The sequence below is a fragment of the Streptomyces sp. NBC_01116 genome (assembly GCF_041435495.1).
GTDB lineage: Bacteria > Actinomycetota > Actinomycetes > Streptomycetales > Streptomycetaceae > Streptomyces.
Window position 1 is genome coordinate 3,147,501 of sequence record NZ_CP108644.1, and the last position, 19,052, is coordinate 3,166,552.

Below are 19,052 nucleotides of genomic sequence, written 5' to 3' on the forward strand. Positions count from 1 at the left end.
ACCCCGTCCCATGCGGGACAGAGTGTTATCCGGTATTAGACCCCGTTTCCAGGGCTTGTCCCAGAGTGAAGGGCAGATTGCCCACGTGTTACTCACCCGTTCGCCACTAATCCACCCCGAAAGGCTTCATCGTTCGACTTGCATGTGTTAAGCACGCCGCCAGCGTTCGTCCTGAGCCAGGATCAAACTCTCCGTGAATGTTTACCCGTAATCGGGTGCACACATCACGAGAGCGGAACAACCGGTCGGAATAAGACCCGTTGTTCACAGCGTCCTCGCTGTGTAATTGCCTGCCTAGCCACCGAAGTGGACCCGCAGGACTTTCAAAGGAACCACCAACCTGCCGAAGCAGGCCGGGGTATCAACATATCTGGCGTTGACTTTTGGCACGCTGTTGAGTTCTCAAGGAACGGACGCTTCCTTCGGTCCCGTATCACCGGGGCCCTCCGGGCGCTTCCCTTCGTTTACTTCTTTTGTCTCGCTGTCTTGCGTTTCCGACTCTATCAGACTCTTTCGTGTCCGATTCCCGGTCGAAGCGGGTCTCTCATCCCGCCTTCCAGGTCCTTCGCTTTCGCGTTTTCCCTTTCCGGCGAGTCCGACTTTACCAGACTCTTTTTCGTTCCGTTTCCGGTCCGAATTCGATTTCCGATGGCCTGCGGAGCGGCCTTGCCTTTCGGCGGATCCGACTTTACCAGAACTCACTGAGCTAAACGAACAGCTCGATGGGGCTCAGGAAAGGAGAATCATTCGGCCCGGCGGAGTTAACGAACTCTCCTGCACGAGCGGGATAGATGTTACGCGCTCAACTCGAACTTGTACAGTCCGAGGCAACCGTTCAAATCTACCTCCCCACATCCGCCGTGTCAACGGTTTTTGTGGGCGAGGAGGACACTAGCAGGTCAGCAGAGGTGAAAGCACATCGGCCGTCAGGCTGCGGTGGGAAGTTCGGCGCTGCGTTCGACCGCTGTGAGGTCGCCTGTGTCGCCGGCGCGGGCCGCACGGCCGCCCAGGATGTAGACGTATGCGAGAAAGGCCAGCTCAGCGGCGATGCCGATGGTGATCCGGGCCCAGGTCGGGAGGCCCGACGGGGTCACGAAGCCCTCGATGAGTCCGGAGACGAACAGGACCAGTGCCAGACCTATCGCCATGCCCAGGGCGGCGCGGCCCTGCTGAGCCAGGGCGGCCCTGCGGGACAGGGGGCCCGGGTCGATCACGGTCCAGCCGAGGCGGAGCCCTGTGCCGGCGGCGACGAACACCGCGGTCAGTTCGAGCAGACCATGGGGAAGGACCAGGCCGAGGAAGACGTCGAGACGGCCCGCGGAGGACATGAGGCCTATGCCGACGCCGAGGTTGAGCATGTTGAGGAAGAGGATCCAGATCACCGGTATGCAGAGGAACGCCCCCAGGACCAGGCACAGGGCCGCGGCCTGCGCGTTGTTCGTCCACACCTGGGCCGCGAACGACGCCGCCGGGTGGCTGGAGTAATAGGTCTCGTACTCCCCGCCCGGCCGGGTCATCGCACGGAGGTCCTCCGGCGCGGCGATCGCGGCCTGCACCTCGGGGTGCGTACCGATCCACCAGCCCAGCAGTGCCGCCAGGGCTGTCGAGAGCACCGCGGTGGGAATCCACCAGTGGCGCGAGCGGTAGACCGCCGCGGGGAACCCCGCGGTGAGGAACCGGGCCGCGTCCCGCCAGGAGGCCTTGCGGGTGCCGGTCACCGTCGACCGGGCGCGGGCCACGAGCTGGGTGAGGCGTCCGGTGAGGAGAGGATCGGGGCTGCCCGACTGGACCAGGGAGAGGTGGGTCGCCGTCCGCTGGTAGAGGACGACGAGTTCGTCCGCTTCCTCGCCCGTGAGGCGGCGCCCCCGGCGGAGGAGGTGTTCGAGGCGGTCCCACTCCGTGCGGTGGGCGGTGACGAAGACGTCGAGGTCCATGGGCGTCTGTTGCTCCAGGCAAGGGTGCGTACAGGTATGTACTGCTGCGGCGCGCTGGCGGTCAGCTTGGCAGACTGTGCCCGGCTGGGGCAGAGAAGGTCGGCGAAGGGTGGGGCCCGATGAGTGATCTGGTGACCGGGGACGCGGTCGTTCTGGGGTTGAGGCCCGCGCGGCTGCCGAGCCGGGCGCTGGCCTCGGCGATCGACCTGGCAGTGACGTTCGTCGTCTTCATCCTGGTGTCGGTCGTGCTGGGCGTCGCTTCCGTCTCGTTGGACGAGGCCGCGGTCGCGGCGATCGGAGTCGCCTCCTTCCTGCTGGTGCTGATCGGTGGGCCGGTCGCGGTGGAGACGCTGAGTCATGGCCGCTCACTGGGAAAGCTGGCCTGCGGGCTGCGGGTGGTACGGGACGACGGTGGGCCGATCCGGTTCCGGCACGCGCTCGTGCGCGGGGCGATGGGGCTGGTCGAGATCCTCATGACCTTCGGCGCCGTGGCCTCGGTCGCGTCCCTGGTGTCGGCGCGGGGTCGCCGGATCGGTGACGTGTTCGCCGGGACACTGGTGATCCGGGAACGGGTCGCGGCCACGGGCCGGTCCGTCGCCGTGCCACCTCCCCCGCCCTGGCTGGTCGGCCGGTTCGCGCAACTGGATCTGTCTGCCGTGCCCGAAGAACTCTGGCTCGCGATACGGCAGTACCTGACGCGGATGCAGCAGCTGGATCCCGGCGTGGGCCGTTCGATCGCGGAACGGCTGGCCGGTGAACTGGTCGCACGGACGGGAGCCGCCGCGCCGCAGGGCGTTCCCGCCGCCGCGTTCCTGGCCGCGGTGGTGCATGAGCGGCAGTCGCGGGATGCGCGGCGCGTGTTCGCCGGACCTCTCGCCGAGGGGGCCTCCGTACCGTCCGGGGTCGTCATGCCCGGCGTGCCTGGTGGTGCGGGCGGATCGGACGGGCGCTCCGGGGGTTCGGCGCCTGCCGCGGCCGGGGGGTACACCGGGGCTCCCGGGAGCCCCGTAGCCGCTGGGGTCGGTGGTTTCCGTGGGGCTGTGGAGTCCGGTGGTGAAGGCCGTGCTGTCGGTGGAGTGGCCGACGGGGGCGGTTCCGGGGCGGGGCGCGGGGCCGTCGGTGATCACGGGCGGCACCGTGGGAGTGCGCCCTCGGGCGGGTTCGCTCCGCCCGGCTAGACGGTGTCCGGCCCGGGCGCGGGCGGCGACAGGTCGTGGTCGGCCCGGGTGCCGGAGGCGCGGGGTGAGGGTGGCGTCTCCAGGTGTTCGAGCTCGATGCCGGGGGCCGCGAGAACCACGTCACCGGCGATGTGGATGGTGTGCTGTTCCCCGGTGTCCAGGGCGCTGACCTGGTATTCGTCCACGACCAGGGGGCCGTTGTCAGTGGTGTGCGCTTCACTGTTCACCAGCGCCCAGGACTGGTCGACGGTCCTGGGCGCGAGGACCGGGTCCGTGAAGGTGACCACGCGGACGCGGGTCGTGGGGGAAGCGGGGGTGAGACGCAGGAGACGGGTCATGGCGATGAGGAACGCGGGGGACGTGCCGGCGAAGGCGTGGGCGCGGACATTGCCTTCGGTGGCGTGGCTGCCGGTCGGGTCGGTCCGGACCCAGGTGACCCCTTCCAGCGCCGCTCCTCGCACCTGCCAGCTCACGGCATGGAGTTCGAGGCGGATAGGCCTGCCCAGCTCGTCCAGGGCGAGGTCGACGGAGCCGAGGTGGTCTCCGGTGGGGGACGTGGTCTGGGAGACGTAGCGCCAGCCGGAGGGGCCGGGGGCGCAGTGGAAGTGTTCTTCACCGAGGGGGGTGTGATCGTGAAGGTCGTGGAGCGAATACCTGCCGCGGGGCATGGGGTCCTTCGGGTTCCTCGGGTCGTGCGGGGGCGGTAACGGGAGCAGGCCCCCGGCACGGGGGTGCGGGGGCCTGCGCTCGGATCTGCTGCCGCGGGCTGTGACGCCGCTCGGCGTTCGGGAGGCCGGCCTTCCGAACGCCGAGGGTGGATCAGTGGCCTAGGGGTGGATCAGTAGCGGTAGTGGTCGGGCTTGTACGGGCCCTCCACCTCGACACCGATGTACGCGGCCTGCTCGGGGCGCAGCGTCGTGAGCTTGACGCCCAGGGCGTCGAGGTGGAGTCGGGCGACCTTCTCGTCCAGGTGCTTGGGCAGCACGTACACGTCGGTCGGGTACTCCTCGGGCTTCGTGAACAGCTCGATCTGCGCGAGGGTCTGGTCCGCGAAGCTGTTGGACATCACGAAGGACGGGTGCCCGGTCGCGTTGCCCAGGTTGAGGAGGCGGCCCTCGGACAGGACGATGAGGACCTTGCCGTCGGGGAACTTCCAGGTGTGGACCTGGGGCTTGACCTCGTCCTTGACGATGCCGTCGATCTTCGCGAGTCCGGCCATGTCGATCTCGTTGTCGAAGTGGCCGATGTTCCCGACGATCGCCTGGTGCTTCATCCGGGCCATGTCCTTGGCCATGATGATGTCCTTGTTGCCCGTCGTGGTGACGAAGATGTCCGCCTGCTCCACGACGTCGTCCAGCGTGGCCACCTGGTAGCCGTCCATCGCCGCCTGCAGCGCGCAGATCGGGTCGATCTCCGTGATGATCACCCGGGCGCCCTGGCCGCGCAGGGACTCCGCGCAGCCCTTGCCCACGTCGCCGTAGCCGAAGACGACGGCAGTCTTGCCGCCGATCAGGACGTCGGTGGCGCGGTTGATGCCGTCGATGAGGGAGTGGCGGCAGCCGTACTTGTTGTCGAACTTCGACTTGGTCACCGCGTCGTTCACGTTGATCGCGGGGAACAGGAGGGAACCGTCACGGTGCATCTCGTACAGACGGTGCACACCCGTCGTCGTCTCCTCGGTGACACCGCGGATCTCGGACGCCAGCTGGGTCCACTTCTGCGGCGATTCGCCGAGGGTGCGGTTCAGCAGGGTGAGGATGTGGGCGAACTCCTCGCTGTCCGCGGTCGACGGGTCCGGGGCCGCGCCGGCCTTCTCGAACTCGACGCCCTTGTGGACGAGGAGGGTGGCGTCGCCACCGTCGTCCAGGATCATGTTCGGACCGCCGGTGGGGGTGTTCGGCCAGGTCAGCGCCTGCTCCGTGCACCACCAGTACTCCTCCAGCGTCTCGCCCTTCCAGGCGAAGACGGGGACGCCCGCGGGGGCTTCCGGAGTGCCGTTCGGGCCGACCGCGATGGCCGCGGCGGCGTGGTCCTGGGTGGAGAAGATGTTGCAGGAGGCCCAGCGGACCTCGGCGCCCAGGGCGACGAGGGTCTCGATGAGCACGGCGGTCTGCACGGTCATGTGCAGCGAGCCGGTGATCCGGGCGCCGGCCAGCGGCTGAGCGGCGGCGAACTCCTTGCGGATCGACATCAGGCCGGGCATCTCGTGCTCGGCGAGCGTGATCTCCTTGCGCCCGAAGGCGGCGAGGGAGAGGTCGGCGACCTTGAAGTCCTGGCGGTTGGTGGCCGTCGTCATAACGGGCTGCTCCTCGTGATGGGTCGAGGGTGGGCTGTCTGGGCTGACTCTGCGGCACGGCGGGCACACGAATGCCCGGGCGTTCGCAGTGCAGTCCGTCGGAGGCCCTCTGTCCCTCGCCCGGCTGGCTCGCGCCAGCCGGTCGACCGCCATCAGCAGCGACGTCTGTTATCCGTATCCGAATCTACACCGAACGGCCCAGTGAGCCCCAGCCCCTTCGTGGAGAGGGGTGTGTGTGAGGGGTCACCGGGCCGATCGGGGCTGATGTGCGGTGGGTCAGTGGCCAGAATTCTTCGAAGCCGGGCCGTCTTCCGTGTCGGAGCCCGGGTTGTTTCCGGTCGCTGCGGCCTCCGCGTTGTAGATGTCCGGCTCCAGGTAGATGACCCGGGCGATCGGGCACGCCGCGCGGATGCGGTGCTCGGCGGCGTTGATGGCCTCGGCCACCTCGGTCGCGGTCTCGTCGTGCCGGACGGCGATCTTGGCGGCGACCAGCAGTTCCTCGGGGCCGAGGTGGAGGGTGCGCATGTGGATGATGCGGGTGACGGTCTCGCCGTCGACCACGGCCGCCTTGATGTTCTCGACGTCCTCGATGCCGGCGGACTCGCCGAGCAGGAGGGACTTCGTCTCGACGGCCAGGACGATCGCGATGAGGATCAGCAGGATGCCGATGCAGAGGGTGCCGATGCCGTCCCAGACTCCGTTGCCCGTGCCGAGGGCGAGGCCGACGCCGGCGAGCGCCAGGATCAGGCCGACGAGCGCGCCGAGGTCCTCCAGGAGGACGACCGGGAGTTCGGGCGCCTTGGAGCGGCGGACGAATTCGGTCCAGGAGCGGTCGCCGCGGGTCTGGTTGGACTCCTTGATCGCCGTACGGAAGGAGAAGATCTCCGCGATGATCGCGAAGACCAGGACCCCGACCGGCCAGTACCAGGCCTCGATCTCGTGCGGGTGCTTGATCTTCTCGTAGCCCTCGTAGACCGCGAACATGCCGCCGACCGAGAAGAGGACGATGGAGACGAGGAACGCGTAGATGTAGCGCTCGCGCCCGTAGCCGAAGGGGTGCTGGGGGGTGGCTTCGCGTTTCGCCTTCTTGCCGCCGAGCAGCAGGAGCCCCTGGTTGCCCGAGTCGGCGAGCGAGTGGACGCTCTCCGCGAGCATCGACGACGAACCACTGAAGAGGAACGCTACGAATTTGGCCACGGCGATCGAGAGGTTGGCTACGAGTGCCGCCACGATCGCCTTGGTTCCGCCTGACGCGCTCATGAGTGCGTGGTGTCCCTTCGTCGGTGCGCGGCAGGTGCCGCCGCGGTGAGGCGGCACATTGTTGCAGCCGTCGGGACGGTCCGTGGGTCAGGCTGCCACGGTGGCCCGGAAGAGGGTTCCCCGTCCCGCCGCCTCGGCGGTCTCGCCGGCCGGAACGTAAGCGGACTCCCCCGGTTCGAGGGTGAGTTCGCCGACGGTGACCGAGCCCGCCGTGCAGAGCAGGATCTGGGGCGTGGCGGCGGTCAGTTCGGTGGGGGCCGCTCCCGGGGCGAGGGTGAACCGGGACAGGGCGAACTCGTCGGCGGGGGTCTCGTAGAGCTCCTCGCCCGACGGTGCCGCCTCCGGGCGCAGCACGCCGGGCTCGGTGGCCTCGAACCGTACGATCCGCAGGAGTTCGGGGACGTCGATGTGCTTGGGGGTCAGGCCGCAGCGCAGCACGTTGTCCGAGTTGGCCATGATCTCGACGCCGAGGCCGTCGAGATAGGCGTGCGGGACGCCCGCGCCGAGGAACAGGGCTTCTCCGGGCTGGAGTTGAACGTAGTTCAGCAGCATCGCGGCCAGGACGCCGGGATCGCCGGGGAAGTGGTGGGCGATACGGGCGTACGGGGCGTGGACGCCGCCGAGGCGCTCGGCGGCAGCGGCCGCCTCCGCCACGGTCTCGGCCATCTCCGCCGGTTCCGCGCCGAGGATCGCCGTGAGCACCTCGCGGAGTGCCGCCTCCTCGGGGTGGGCGCGGAGGAGGTCCACGTACGGCTTGAGGGAGTCGACCCCCAGCGCCTCCATCGCGTCCGCCGCGGCGGTGGGGTTGCGGAAGCCGCACAGTCCGTCGAAGGGGGTGAGGGCGCAGATGAGTTCGGGCTTGTGGTTCGCGTCCTTGTACGTGCGGTGTGGTGCGTCGATCGGGACGCCCCGGGACTCTTCGTCGGCGTAGCCCTCACGGGCCTGTTCCAGGTTCGGGTGGACCTGGACGGAGAGGGGGGCGCCGGCGGCGAGGAGTTTCAGGAGGAAGGGGAGGCGGGGGCCGAACCGGGCGACCGTGGGCTCGCCCAGCTCCCCCTCCGGGTCGGCGTCGATGGCCTCGGTGAGCGCCAGCTCCGTCTCACCGGCCGCGGTGGTGCGGGTGATACGCGAGGGCGCTCCGGGGTGGGCTCCCATCCACATCTCGGCCTGGGGTTCGCCGGTGGGCGCGATGCCGAGCAGGGCGGGGATGGCCGTGGTGGACCCCCAGGCGTAGGGGCGCACGGTGTTGGACAGCCGGTCCATGGAGTCGTCCTCGGGTGGGGCGGGGCGGGTTGGTGTGGCACCAGGGGTATCAGTGGTGCGTGAGGTTCTGGGGTCGTGGGGGTGGCCGGAGGGTGACGCGGCGCGGTCCCTGGGCTTTCCCTCGCGTGATGCTCTCTGTGGGGTGTTGCTTGTGGGGTGTGCCCGGTGGGGTGTTGCCCGTGAGGGCTTCCCGTGGGCGTGGGGCCTGTGGGCGTGGGGCCTGTGAGGTGGTCAGGTGCTTCTGTCAGGACTGCGTCAGGGCTGGGGGGCCGAGGCCAGTGACAGGTAGACGGCTGCGAAGTCGGTGATCGCGAGCAGCTCGGCCACGGCCTCCAGCTCGCTGCCCTCCTCCGGCTCCAGCTCGCTCACGGGGGTGTCGTGGCCGAGCGCCAGCTCCCGTGCCGCCGGGTAGGCGCTGAGGCCTCCTGTCGGGCGGTCCCGGAGCAGGACGACGCGGGCCCTCAGCGTCTCGCCCTCGTCGACCCGGTCGCGGAAGAAGTCGTCGGGGTCCGCGCCGGCCGCGAAGTCCCCGGCGAGGAGCGTGCCGTGCGAGGGCAGTGCCTCGGGCAGTTCCGCGGCCAGGGCGGGGCGGCCGGCGAGCTCGGACAGTACGGCGGCGAAGCGGCGTCCCACCGGGCCTGCGGCGTCGCCCTCCGTCCACAGCAGCGGCAGGCTGTCGGCGAGCTCGGCCGCGAGCGTCTTGGCCGGGTTGCTGTACGTGGCGATGGCCGGGCCGCAGCGTTCCGCGGTGCGGTCCAGGCGGTCCGCGACCTTCTGCAGGTCCTCGGGCGGCGCGGTCACCAGTCCGACCCGGTCCAGGAGCGCCAGCAGGGGGGTGAGCAGCGCCCACAGGGTGCCGGGGCCGGCGGCGGAGGTCTCCGCGTCGTACTCGCCGTGCGGGGCGGCTGCCATCGGGACGACCAGGCCATGCACCCCGTCGACCGCCTCGCGCAGCGGTGAGCGGGTGGGGGCGACGGCGACGACGGTGCAGCCGCGGCGGTAGGCCTGTTCGGCGAGCAGGGCGAGGCCCGGTTCGGAACCGTCGGCGGTCGCGATGAGGAGCAGGTCCACGGAGCCGGCCCAGCCGGGCAGGGCCCAGCGGAGGGCGCCGGGTGCGGGGGCCACACCCGTGGGGTGGATGCGTACGACGGGGGCGGCCGCGCCCGCCAGCGCGCCGATCAGGTCGGCGACCCCGGAGGCGGCGGTGCCGGGGCCCGCCACGAGGACGGCCCGGGGCCGGCCCTCCGGGTTCAGGCCGCCGATGCCGGCTTCGGCGGCGTGCCGGGCGGCGGTGCGGACCCGGGCGCCGGCCTCGGCGGCGCCGCGCAGCAGATCGCGGCGGTCGGCTCGGGCCAGGGCTTCCGGGGCGTCGAGCAGGGACTCGTCGAGCATGGCGGTGGGCCTCCGATCACCGGGCGGGGTGCGGGCTGCGGATACGGGTGCGGTGGCGTGGCCGCCGGGACGCGCACGGTGCCGAACAGTGGCCCCCACCTGTGGTCGGGCCCGGCCGTCGTGCGCTGCCGGGGGCCGTTCCGCGTCGTCCGGCGCATCCTGCCCGTACGCGTGTCGCTCGCGGTCAGGCGGGGCGGCGCGCCTCGTCGACGAGAAGGACCGGGATGCCGTCCCGGACCGGGTAGGCCAGGCCGCAGGCGTCGCCCGAGCAGACCAGCTCGGGGCTGTCTGCCGTCGAACGGTCGTCGAGCGGGGAGTGGCAGGCAGGGCAGGCCAGGATCTCCAGGAGGCCGGCTTCGAGCGCCATGGGGTGAGTCCCTTCGAGCATGCGAGTTCCGATCCGCGTGGATCAGGCCTCGTCAGCCTACCGCTGGGGTGGAGGGGGCGCGGCCTGGCCGGGGGGACGAAACGGACGATGCGGGTTGGGGGGGGGCGGTGGGGGGCTGCCGTGCGGGGCGGGGCGGGGCGCGGGTGCGGGTGGCGAAGGTGGGCGCCTGCGGCGTGCTTCTCCCCGCCCCGCCCCTTCCCGTAACCGGGGCTCCGCCCCGGACCCCGCTCCTCAAACGCCGGAGGGGCTGGAAGCACGGAGCCAAGAAGGAGCGGGGTGCAGACGCCGGAGGGGCTGGAAGCACGGGGCCAGGAAGGGACGGGGTGCAGACGCCGGAGGGGCTGAATGCGCGGGGATCAAGGTGGGATGGGTGAGGTGGGGAGCGGACGTCGGAGGTGCCTAGGGCGTGTTTCGAAAGTAGCGCCGTCCGCCCGGAGGGCGGGCTCGGCGGCGTCTGGTGCGTGCGATCGCAAGGCGGAGGGTCGCCCCGATACTGGATGTATCGGGGTGATCCTGACAACGCGGCGAGCGTGCGTGCCAGGCGTCGCCGAGCAGGCGGGACTTTCGAAACACGCCCTAGTGGCGTCCGAGCGGCCGTCGGGTGGTTCAGGCTTCGCGGATCAGGCCGAGGACCTCGTCGCGTACCGTCGCCATCGTCTGCTCGTCCCTCGCCTCGACGTTCAGGCGCAGGAGCGGTTCCGTGTTCGAGGCGCGGAGGTTGAACCACCAGTCGGCGGCCGTGACCGTGAGGCCGTCCAGGTCGTCGAAGGTGACGCCGTCGCGGGCGCCGTAGACCTTCCTGACCGTGGCCAGGCTGGCGGACTGGTCGGCGACGGTGGAGTTGATCTCGCCGGAGCCGCTGTAGCGGTCGTACTCCGCGACCAGTTCGGAGAGCGGCTTCCGCTGGCCGCCGAGTGCGGCGAGTACGTGGAGGGCGGCGAGCATGCCCGTATCGGCGTTCCAGAAGTCGCGGAAGTAGTAGTGCGCCGAGTGCTCGCCGCCGAAGATCGCGCCGTGCTCCGCCATCTCCGTCTTGATGAAGGAGTGGCCGACGCGGGTGCGGACCGGGGTGCCGCCGTTCTCGCGGACCACCTCGGGGACGGACAAGGAGGTGATCAGGTTGTGGATGACGATGCCCTCGCCGCCGTTGCGGGCCAGCTCGCGGGCGGCGACGAGGGCCGTGATCGCGGAGGGGGAGACGCCCGCGCCCCGCTCGTCGACCACGAAGCAGCGGTCCGCGTCGCCGTCGAAGGCGAGGCCGAGGTCGGCGCCCTCGGCGAGGACGCGGGCCTGGAGGTCGACGATGTTCTTGGGGTCGAGGGGGTTGGCCTCGTGGTTGGGGAAGGTGCCGTCCAGCTCGAAGTACATCGGTACGAGGTCGAGCGGGAGGCCCTCGAAGACCGTGGGGACCGTGTGGCCGCCCATGCCGTTGCCCGCGTCCACCACGACCTTGAGGGGGCGGACCGCCTTGAGGTCGACCAGGCCGAGGAGGTGGGCCGCGTAGTCGGTGAGGGTGTCCCGCTCGGTGATCGTGCCGGGGGTGGTGGCGGCCGCCGGCCGGGGGGCGCCTTCCGACCACTGCTCGACCAGGGTGCGGATCTCGGCGAGGCCGGTGTCCTGGCCGACCGGGGCGGCGCCCGCCCGGCACATCTTGATGCCGTTGTACTGCGCCGGGTTGTGCGAGGCCGTGAACATCGCCCCGGGGAGGCCGAGGGCCCCCGACGCGTAGTACAGCTGGTCCGTCGAGCAGAGGCCGATGAGCGTGACGTCCGCGCCCCGGGCCGCCGCGCCCCGGGCGAACGCGCCGGCGAGACCGGGCGACGTGGGGCGCATGTCGTGGCCGATCACGATGGCGTCGGCGGCCGTGACCTGGACGAACGCGGCTCCGAAGAGTTCGGCCAGCGATTCGTCCCACTGGTCGGGCACTACTCCGCGCACGTCGTACGCCTTCACGAGCTGCGACAGATCAGCAACCACGGCCGGTCCTCCTGGGGTCTTTGCGGACCGCCCAAACTACCCGGCCGGGCCGTACCTCAGGATGGGGCCTCAGGATGGGCCCCGGGCGTCGGCTTCAGGACTCCGGTGAGCGCAGCACTCTCAGGTGACCTCGGCGGGCCACTTCCACCGGGTCGGCGGCGCGCGGTCCCCGGCCCCCGCCGTCCCGGCCCCGGTCGTGCGGGCGTGCCGCTTCGCGGACCGCGTTGGCCAGTGCTTCGAGGTCGTCGCCGCTGGGGTGTGCCGGTGCGGAGCCGTCGGAGAGCCGCACCACTTCCCAGCCCCGTGGCGCGGTAAGCCGCTCACTGTGTTCGGCGCAGAGGTCGTAACAGTGGGGCTCGGCGTAGGTGGCGAGCGGGCCGAGGACCGCAGTCGAATCGGCATAGACGTACGTCAGTGTCGCGACGGCAGGGCGGCCGCACGCGGTGCGCGAACAGCGACGTACAGGGCTCACGATGTTGGACGGTACCGCACTCTTGAGCGGGCTGCGACGACTCCCCCCTCGGGTCACCCCACCGTGTCGCCCTGTGGCCTGCGGCACGGCCGTGTTCCAGGCGGCTGTCCTGACCTGCGCCGGGGCCGGGGCTGGGGATCGCGCGGTGGCCTTGCCCGTTCGTGGGCGGAGGCCGATCACGGCGTCGCGCACAGCGTGAATGATCGGATCACGGGCCGGAAAGGGCTCAACCTTGGCCGAAATGTTCAACTGCGGACATCTGGAAGCGGGACGAGTCCCCGTCCGAAAGGCCCGGTCGGCCGCGTCGGCTCGCCGATCACGCCGGTCCCCGGAGCGTTACGCTGCGTCGGTGATGGACAGCTCCGTACCTCCCCACCCGTTCGAGCCGCGGCCCCGGCGCCGTGACCGTCATGGCCGCGGTATGCGCGGGCCGGTCGCGCCACCGCAGGTGCCGCTGTCGGCCAGCCGGGGCGAGACATTCCGTGATCTGGTCCAGGACTCGGTGGAGCGGCTGGAGCGGCGCTGGCCCCAGCTGGCCGAGGTCGACTTCGTCGTCCTCGATGTCCCCGGCACTCCGGAGGAGATCGTTCCGCTCGGCAGTTCGGTGTCCGCGGGCAAGGGGAGGCCCGCGCAGATCGTCGTCTACCGGCGGCCCGTCGAGCTGCGCACCAAGAGCCGTGACGAGCGCGCCCTGCTCGTGCACGAGGTCGTCGTCGAGCAGGTCGCCGAGCTGCTGGGGCTGGCTCCCGAGTCGGTCGACCCCCGGTACGGGCAGGACTGAGGTCGACTGAGGTCGGCCGAGGTCTTCCGGCTGGGTCAGGCCGGGCAGACCCGGCAGGCCTGCCGCGCCCCCGGCCTGTTGGACCCGGCGGGCCTGCCGCGCCCGCTCGGCCTGCCCCTCAGTCGTCCAGGACCGAGAGGTCCTGGACGGCCGACGGGACCTCGACCGTGCCCCTGTCGTCGGGGAGCGTCTGCACGGTGAACATCTGGACGCCGCCCTCCGTGCGCGCCAGGGAGCGTGACGCGTGGACCGGGCCGCCGGAGGTCGTCTCGACGGTCAGTGCGTAGACGCCCTTGAGGCCGTCCGGGGCCTTCGGGGTGACGGCGAGGGTCGTGCCGGCCTTGACCGTGTACGTCTCCACGGCCGGTTCGCCGCCTTCGCTGCCCGCCGACGCGGTGACCTTCACCTTGGCCGTGGCGCCCGGCGCGGTCAGGGACAGCGTCGAGCCCTCGGCCCGGTTGTCCGGGACGCTCGCCCGTGCGCCGACGGGTCCGGTGGCCGGGATGTAGGCGACCTCCTGCTTGTCGCCCTTGCCGCGGACCACGCGCAGTGCGGCCACGATCGGGGTCGCCCGGTCCTTCTCGACGGGGCTCAGGCGCAGGGAGCCCGGCTCGCCGCGGGTGACGTCCTTGAGGTCGACGGCCGCCGTCATCGAGGACTTGATGTGCAGGGTGGCGTTCCCCGCCGGGGAGAACGCCGCGTTCTTCCCCATCAGCTGGACCTTCACGTCGGCGTCGTCCTCGCCGGGCGCGAACGCCACCAGCTGTACGGAGGTGGCGTCGGCCGGGATGCCGGGCAGCACGAGCGTGCCGGTGGGGTCCTCGGACGCGGTGATCCAGTCGCTGCCCGCCTTGTCGTCGGCGCTCAGGACGACCGCGCCGACCCGGCCCGAGCGGGTGGTGACGTGGGCGGTCAGGTGGTCGACGGCCTCGGCGGTGAGGGTGGACAGGAGAACGGCGACGCTGGAGCGGGCCGGCACGGTGATGCCGTCGCCGACTTCGGACTTGAGCGCGCCCTCGGGACCGTACAGCCCGATGTCGGCGACGGCGGCGGAGCCCTCGGGGTTGGTGAGGTGGAGGTAGTCCTGGCGGGACTTCCCGGTGCTCGCGCCCGGGAACCAGAAGTCCGTGTCGGGAGCGGTGCAGGTGACTCCGAGGAGCCCGCGTGCGCCGCCCACGGTGACCTCGGTGGTCTGCTGGGCGGCCCAGCCGGGGGCCAGCCTGCCGGTGGCCGTGCCGACGAGGGCCGGGGCGTCGGAGCCGTCCGACTCGGCGACGACCGGCTTTCCGGGCTCCTTCACGGCGAGGACCGGCTTGTCGGCCTTCTCCTTCGCCTTCTTCGCCGCTTCCTCGGCCTTCTTGACCTTCTTCGGGTCGGTCTCGTCCTCGTCGTCCACGACCGGCAGGGCGGGCTTCAGCTCGGCGGTGCCCTTGGCGTCGCCGCCCTCGCCCGCCGGGGTGAACGAGGTGTACTGCGTCTCCGCGAGTTCGGAGCTGCTGGGCGCCGGGCAGACCAGGCTGGAACGCTCGACCGGCAGCAGCGCGGCGGACTTCGCCACGGTGTCCGCCGGGGCGCCGGGCGCGGTGACCGTGGCGAAGCCGGTGATGGCGGCCAGGACGGCGGCGCCCGCGATCAGGGACAGGTGGGTGGACTTCACTCGGACTCGCCTCGCGATGCGTTACCGGTCTGCCACGGGGCCTGGCCCGGGGCCGGGGTGTCGGTGTGTTCGCCGTTGTCGGCGGTGTGCTGGTCGGGCCGGGGCTGCTGGGCGGGGTCGGTGTAGGGCTGCTGCTGGTACTGCCCGTCGGCGTACCGGCCGTACTCGTCGTACGCGCCCTGGGCGTTGTACCCCTGGTCGTTGTACGTGCCCTGGTCGTACGTGCCCTGCGCGTCGTACGTGCCCTGCGCGTCGTACGTGCCCTGCGCGTCGTACGTGCCCTGGCCGCCGTACGCGCCCTGCTCGTTGTACGCGCCCTGGGCGTCGTACTGCTGTGTGTAGGGGTCCTGGGCGTCGTATCCCTGGTAACCGGTGCTCTGCTGTTGCTGTTGCTGTTGCTGCTGGGCGTACGGGTCCGGCTGGTATGTCGCGTAGTAGTCGGCGCCCGGCTGCTGCTGCCCGTCCCACTGCGCGTACTCGCCGTACTGCTGCCGCGGGAGCGCCGCATGGTCGCCGGTGGCCTCCTGCGGGTCGTGCGCCGGGGGATTCGCGGCGTACGGGTCGGCGGACTGCTGCGCGGGGATGAACTCCCCCGGGACCGCGGTCGGGACAGCGGTCGGGACCGGCGCCGGGGCCCCTGCCGGGTCCGGTGCCCGGTCAGCCGCTCGCGACGGATCGCGGTCGTCGGGATAGGTGCCGTCCCCGGTCTCCTCGGCGGCGGCCGCCGCTTCGGCCTGGGCGGCGGCGCGCAGCCTGCGGGCGCGGCGGCCCTCTCCGTCGACCGGCTCGGCGGCGACGGCGGGCGCCGTCTCCTCCGGCAGGTCGTCGTCGATCTCCCGGCGGCGGCCCGGCAGCGCCATGACCACCAGGACCAGGAGGAGCCCGGCCTGCGCCCAGATCCACGCGGTGTGCGTGATCGGGGCGTCGTAGGTGAGGTCCAGACGGCCGCCGTCCGCGGGCAGTTCGAAGCCCTGGGCCCAGCCGTCGACCGTCTTGCGGGTCAGCGGCTTGCCGTCCAGGGTCGCCGTCCAGCCCGGGTCGGTGGCGTCCGCGATCCGCAGCACGCGGCCCGGCCCGCCGGACGGGATGTCGGAGTGGGCCTCGACGGCGGCCGAGCCGACCGGAAGGTGCTCGCCCTCGCCGGAAGCCGGGGTGATCATCACGCGGGCGACCTGGCGGTCCACCCGCCACAGCGCGCTGCCGTCGATCTGGCTGAGGCGGCTGAGGCCGGGCGTCGAGTCGAGGACCTGGCTCATCTGGCGCGGTGCTCCGTCCCGGACGAGGACGTAGCGGATCGCGAAGCCGCTGAGCTGGCCGCCCTGGTCGGCGCCGGAGCCGGCGACGAGGTTGGCGACGACCTTGTCGAGGTGGCTGTTGCTGCCGCCCGCCTCGGTGAGTTCGCCGTCGCCGAGGCGGGCGCCCGAGCCGCGGACCAGGCTGTACGTCACGGAGTCGGGCGAGCTGCCGCCGAGGACGAGGGTGCGGGGCTGGTCGCGGGTGGTGCTCTCCTCCGCCACGAAGGCGGGCACCTGGACGGGGTCGCGCCGCTCCAGGGGACCGTCCGCGCCACCGATCATCCAGCCGAACGCGGCCAGGACCGGGGCCAGGCCGGCCGCCAGCGCGATCAGCACGGCGAGGGGCTGGCGCCAGCCGAAGCTCTGCTCGGCGACCCGGATGCGGGCCCCGTCCGCGCCCACCAGGGCGGCGGCGATCAGGGCGGTGCCGTAGACGAGGGTGGCGGGCCCGGCCCAGGTGGACCCGTTGGCGACGGCGGCGAAGAGGAAACCGACGAGGGCGACCGCCCAGGCGGTGCGGACGGCGAACTGGCGTTCCTCGCGCAGCAGGGCGGCGAGCGCCGCCAGCACGATGCCGAGGAGCAGGATGCCGCCCGTCGCCCCGGGGCCGCCGGGGCTGATGCCGAGCAGGTCGAGGCCCGATGCCGTTCCCGTACCGATGTCCAGGCCCGCTTCGGTCAGGAGCGCGGACGGGTTCGTCAGGAGGGTGAGCGACCAGGGGGCGAGGACCAGGACCGGGGTGCCGACGGCGGCGACGAAGCGGAGTCCGTACGCCGTGATGTCGCCGCGCCGCAGCACGAGGACGCCGATGCCGAGGACCACGGCGAGCGGCCAGACGATCGGGGTGAACGCCATCATGACGGTCAGCAGCAGCGTGTACGCCCAGGTGGCGCGCCAGCTGCCGCGCTCCCCCGCCGCGCTGTCGGCGCGCAGCCCGTGGGCGGCGACGCCCGCGCGGGCGGTCAGCGGGAGCAGGACGAGGAGGACGGCGGTGCCGAGGCGGCCGGTGGCCAGGGCTCCGGTCGCGGCGGGCAGGAAGGCGTACGCGACGCTCGCCCAGGCCCGCAGCAGCCGGGAGGGGAGCAGCGGGCGGGAGGCGAAGTAGGCGGTGAGCCCGGCCAGCGGGATCGAGCAGACCAGCAGCACGCTGACGGCGAGGCCGGTCGAGCCGAGGAAGAGGGTCGACAGGGCGGCGAGCAGGGCGAGGTAGGGCGGTGCGGTCTGGGTGCCGCCGGTGCCGACGGTGTGCCAGGCGTCCGCGTACTGCCCCCAGAGAGCGCCGATCTCGGCGGGGGCGGGCAGCAGCGCGCCGCCCGCCAGTGCGCCGCCGCTGAGGAGGTTGCGGCAGGCGACGAGGGAGACGATCAGGAGCAGCGCGAAGAGGATGGGCCCCGGTTTGCGGCCGATGCGCTTGAGACGGGCGAACTGGTCGACTTCGAGGAAGTCGGCGTCGTCGCCGCCCGGCCCGGATTCGACGGCACCGTGCCGTGAACCGCCCGCGTCGGCGTCGCTGCGGCCGCCGAAGTTGCCCGCGACCTGCTCGACGGTGGCCCGGACGGTCGCGCCCGGCGGCGGGAACAGTGCGCGCAGTTCGGCGGCGTCGACGGCGCCCTTGCCGCGGTCGCGGCGGGCGGCGAGGATCCGGCCGGGGCGCAGCAGGGTGCCGAGCAGGCCGGTGACCTCGTCGAGGGCCTGGCCGGGCACCTTGCCGACGAGGTAGGCGAGGGTACGGAGCAGGGTGCCGACGACGAGCCGGAGCAGGACCCAGGGCAGGGCCTTGCCGCGGGCGTTGACGAGCATCGTGTAGACCGCGCCCGCCTTGTCGACGCGGTGCGGGCTGGCGACCGAGCGGCCGGCGCAGTCGATCGGGCGGCGTTCGCGGGCGGAGGCCTCGGCGTGCCGCAGGACGGCGTCCGGGGCGACGAGGACCCGGTGGCCCGCCAGGTGGGCGCGCCAGCACAGGTCCACGTCGTCGCGCATCAGGGGGAGCCTGCGGTCGAAGCCGCCGAGCTCCTCGTAGACGTCGCGGCGGATGAGCATGCCGGCGGAGGAGACGGACAGGACGGTACGGACCTGGTCGTGCTGGCCCTGGTCCTGCTCGCGGCGGTCCAGGCCCGTCCAGCGGCGTCCGCTGTTGGCGATGGAGACGCCGACTTCGAGGAGCTGCTTGCGGTCGTACCAGCCGCGCAGTTTGGGTCCGACGATCGTGGCGTGCTGGTCGGTGTCGACGACGCGCAGCATCTCGGCGAGCGCGTCCGGCTCGGGTGCGCAGTCGTCGTGCAGCAGCCAGAGCCACTGGACCGGTTCGCCGTGCGGCAGTTCGGGGAGGTCGTAGTTCTCGTCGACCCAGGTCCGGCCGGCCGGGTCCCAGCCGCTGGGGCGCTTGAGGTAGGGCAGGTCGTCCGGGGTCAGCACTCCGGCGGTGCGGGCGGCCTCGTCGACGGCGGTGCCGAAGCTCGTGCGGCGTGCGAGGTGCAGGACGCGTTCGTCGCCGAGCGCCTCGGTGACCAGCCGGGCCGAGTCGTCGGCGCTGCCGGTGTCGGCGGCGACGACGTTCTGTACGGGGCGTTCCTGCCCGAGCAGCCCGGCCAGCACGTCGGGCAGCCAGCGGGCGCCGTCGTGGGAGACGAGCACGGCGGTGACGACGTGCCGGGGGAACTCTGGGGCGGCGGCGGCCGCGTTCGGCGCCGCCGAGTGGCTGTGCACGGACATCGAGGTACGGGCCCTCCGGCCGGGTCCGGGGGCGTCCCCGGGGGCTGCATCGGTGTACACGCGCGCGCCGTCGGGGCGTTGGCGCGTCTCGGACGGGGCCCCACACTAACGGTACGGACAGGTGGCGGGGGTCCGAGCGGGTGAAGGGGCCGGGCCCGGACGTGCCGGCGGCCCGCCTTCCGGGCCCCGGGGAAGGGGTCGGCGGGCGGGCCGTCGGGGGTGGGGAATCCGGTCCGGGGAGCCTGCCCGCTGAGAGGGGGGCCGGCTTCGGCCGGAGCGCGGGGAGAGGGGGTGTGCGGGGAGGTGTGGGGTGCGGGGTGCTCCGGGGTCCGCGCCCCCGGGGCCGTGGTGGTGCGTCGTGCGGGGTACGGCGGCCGGTGGTCGACGCGTCCGGTGGATCGACGCGTCCGGTGGTGGGGCCGGGCGGTGACGTGCCCCAGGAGCGGT

General features: G+C 72.1%; 13 protein-coding genes and 1 rRNA gene (1 of these 14 only partly in view). 2 read left to right on the forward strand and 12 right to left on the reverse strand.

The genetic code is table 11. The features are described 5' to 3' along the window. Both OG245_RS13650 and OG245_RS13655 read right to left on the reverse strand, forming a co-directional pair. Nucleotides 1-198, reverse strand: a 16S ribosomal RNA gene (locus tag OG245_RS13650); it reaches 1,328 nt to the left of the window's first position. 728 nt (nucleotides 199-926) lie between these two features. Continuing rightward, entirely contained in the window at nucleotides 927-1,934 is a 1,008-nt protein-coding gene (locus OG245_RS13655) for a stage II sporulation protein M (RefSeq protein ID WP_371623786.1), read from the reverse strand. A gap of 119 nt (nucleotides 1,935-2,053) precedes the next feature. On the opposite strand from OG245_RS13655, the gene OG245_RS13660 reads away from it, so the two are divergent. Then, complete coding sequence (locus OG245_RS13660; RefSeq protein WP_371623787.1) at nucleotides 2,054-3,112, forward strand: RDD family protein; 1,059 nt, start codon at nucleotides 2,054-2,056, stop codon at nucleotides 3,110-3,112. Here OG245_RS13660 and OG245_RS13665 read toward each other — a convergent pair. The 8 genes from OG245_RS13665 to OG245_RS13700 form a co-directional block, all read right to left on the reverse strand. Further along, nucleotides 3,109-3,780, reverse strand: coding sequence for a hypothetical protein (locus tag OG245_RS13665; protein ID WP_371623788.1), 672 nt, complete (start codon nucleotides 3,778-3,780; stop codon nucleotides 3,109-3,111). The two genes, OG245_RS13660 and OG245_RS13665, sit on opposite strands and share 4 nt — an antisense overlap. Before the next feature lie 170 nt (nucleotides 3,781-3,950). After that, nucleotides 3,951-5,408 (reverse strand): adenosylhomocysteinase, encoded by a 1,458-nt coding sequence (ahcY, locus tag OG245_RS13670; RefSeq protein ID WP_371623789.1) that lies wholly within the window; start codon nucleotides 5,406-5,408, stop codon nucleotides 3,951-3,953. A gap of 276 nt (nucleotides 5,409-5,684) precedes the next feature. Further along, nucleotides 5,685-6,668 carry a cation diffusion facilitator family transporter gene (locus tag OG245_RS13675; protein ID WP_371623790.1) on the reverse strand — a complete coding sequence of 328 codons (984 nt, stop codon included), beginning with the start codon at nucleotides 6,666-6,668 and terminating at the stop codon, nucleotides 5,685-5,687. Nucleotides 6,669-6,755: 87 nt separating this feature from the next. Beyond that, complete coding sequence (gene manA / locus OG245_RS13680; RefSeq protein WP_371623791.1) at nucleotides 6,756-7,931, reverse strand: mannose-6-phosphate isomerase, class I; 1,176 nt, start codon at nucleotides 7,929-7,931, stop codon at nucleotides 6,756-6,758. 255 nt (nucleotides 7,932-8,186) lie between these two features. Then, on the reverse strand, nucleotides 8,187-9,323 hold the full coding sequence (locus tag OG245_RS13685) for an SIS domain-containing protein (RefSeq protein ID WP_371623792.1): 1,137 nt from the start codon (nucleotides 9,321-9,323) through the stop codon (nucleotides 8,187-8,189). Nucleotides 9,324-9,507: 184 nt separating this feature from the next. Beyond that, a complete protein-coding gene (locus tag OG245_RS13690) occupies nucleotides 9,508-9,690 on the reverse strand; it encodes a Trm112 family protein (protein ID WP_371623793.1) in 183 nt (60 codons plus the stop codon). Between the two features lie 627 nt (nucleotides 9,691-10,317). Next, on the reverse strand, nucleotides 10,318-11,688 hold the full coding sequence (locus OG245_RS13695; protein ID WP_371623794.1) for a phosphomannomutase/phosphoglucomutase: 1,371 nt from the start codon (nucleotides 11,686-11,688) through the stop codon (nucleotides 10,318-10,320). 94 nt (nucleotides 11,689-11,782) lie between these two features. After that, complete coding sequence (locus OG245_RS13700) at nucleotides 11,783-12,217, reverse strand: DUF3499 domain-containing protein (protein WP_371623795.1); 435 nt, start codon at nucleotides 12,215-12,217, stop codon at nucleotides 11,783-11,785. A gap of 295 nt (nucleotides 12,218-12,512) precedes the next feature. Here OG245_RS13700 and OG245_RS13705 point away from each other — a divergent pair, with 295 nt between their 5' ends. Next, nucleotides 12,513-12,941, forward strand: a complete 429-nt coding sequence (locus OG245_RS13705) for a metallopeptidase family protein (protein WP_371623796.1) — start codon at nucleotides 12,513-12,515, stop codon at nucleotides 12,939-12,941. 118 nt (nucleotides 12,942-13,059) lie between these two features. Here the strand turns inward: OG245_RS13705 and OG245_RS13710 are convergent, their stop codons facing one another. Both OG245_RS13710 and OG245_RS13715 read right to left on the reverse strand, forming a co-directional pair. Continuing rightward, on the reverse strand, nucleotides 13,060-14,598 hold the full coding sequence (locus OG245_RS13710) for a DUF5719 family protein (protein ID WP_371623797.1): 1,539 nt from the start codon (nucleotides 14,596-14,598) through the stop codon (nucleotides 13,060-13,062). Continuing rightward, nucleotides 14,595-18,605, reverse strand: a complete 4,011-nt coding sequence (locus tag OG245_RS13715; RefSeq protein ID WP_371623798.1) for a glycosyltransferase — start codon at nucleotides 18,603-18,605, stop codon at nucleotides 14,595-14,597. The genes OG245_RS13710 and OG245_RS13715 overlap by 4 nt, the downstream gene beginning before the upstream one ends. Nucleotides 18,606-19,052: the final 447 nt, after the last annotated feature.

Excerpts from the sequence above, each read along its gene's own strand:
- OG245_RS13705 (WP_371623796.1), top strand. The coding sequence starts at position 12,513 with ATGGACAGCTCCGTACCTCCCCACCCGTTCGAGCCGCGGCCCCGGCGC.
- OG245_RS13675 (WP_371623790.1), bottom strand. The coding sequence starts at position 6,668 with ATGAGCGCGTCAGGCGGAACCAAGGCGATCGTGGCGGCACTCGTAGCC.
- OG245_RS13685 (WP_371623792.1), bottom strand. The coding sequence starts at position 9,323 with ATGCTCGACGAGTCCCTGCTCGACGCCCCGGAAGCCCTGGCCCGAGCC.
- OG245_RS13715 (WP_371623798.1), bottom strand. The coding sequence starts at position 18,605 with ATGTCCGTGCACAGCCACTCGGCGGCGCCGAACGCGGCCGCCGCCGCC.
- manA (WP_371623791.1), bottom strand. The coding sequence starts at position 7,931 with ATGGACCGGCTGTCCAACACCGTGCGCCCCTACGCCTGGGGGTCCACC.
- OG245_RS13660 (WP_371623787.1), top strand. The coding sequence starts at position 2,054 with ATGAGTGATCTGGTGACCGGGGACGCGGTCGTTCTGGGGTTGAGGCCC.
- ahcY (WP_371623789.1), bottom strand. The coding sequence starts at position 5,408 with ATGACGACGGCCACCAACCGCCAGGACTTCAAGGTCGCCGACCTCTCC.
- OG245_RS13690 (WP_371623793.1), bottom strand. The coding sequence starts at position 9,690 with ATGGCGCTCGAAGCCGGCCTCCTGGAGATCCTGGCCTGCCCTGCCTGC.
- OG245_RS13665 (WP_371623788.1), bottom strand. The coding sequence starts at position 3,780 with ATGCCCCGCGGCAGGTATTCGCTCCACGACCTTCACGATCACACCCCC.
- OG245_RS13655 (WP_371623786.1), bottom strand. The coding sequence starts at position 1,934 with ATGGACCTCGACGTCTTCGTCACCGCCCACCGCACGGAGTGGGACCGC.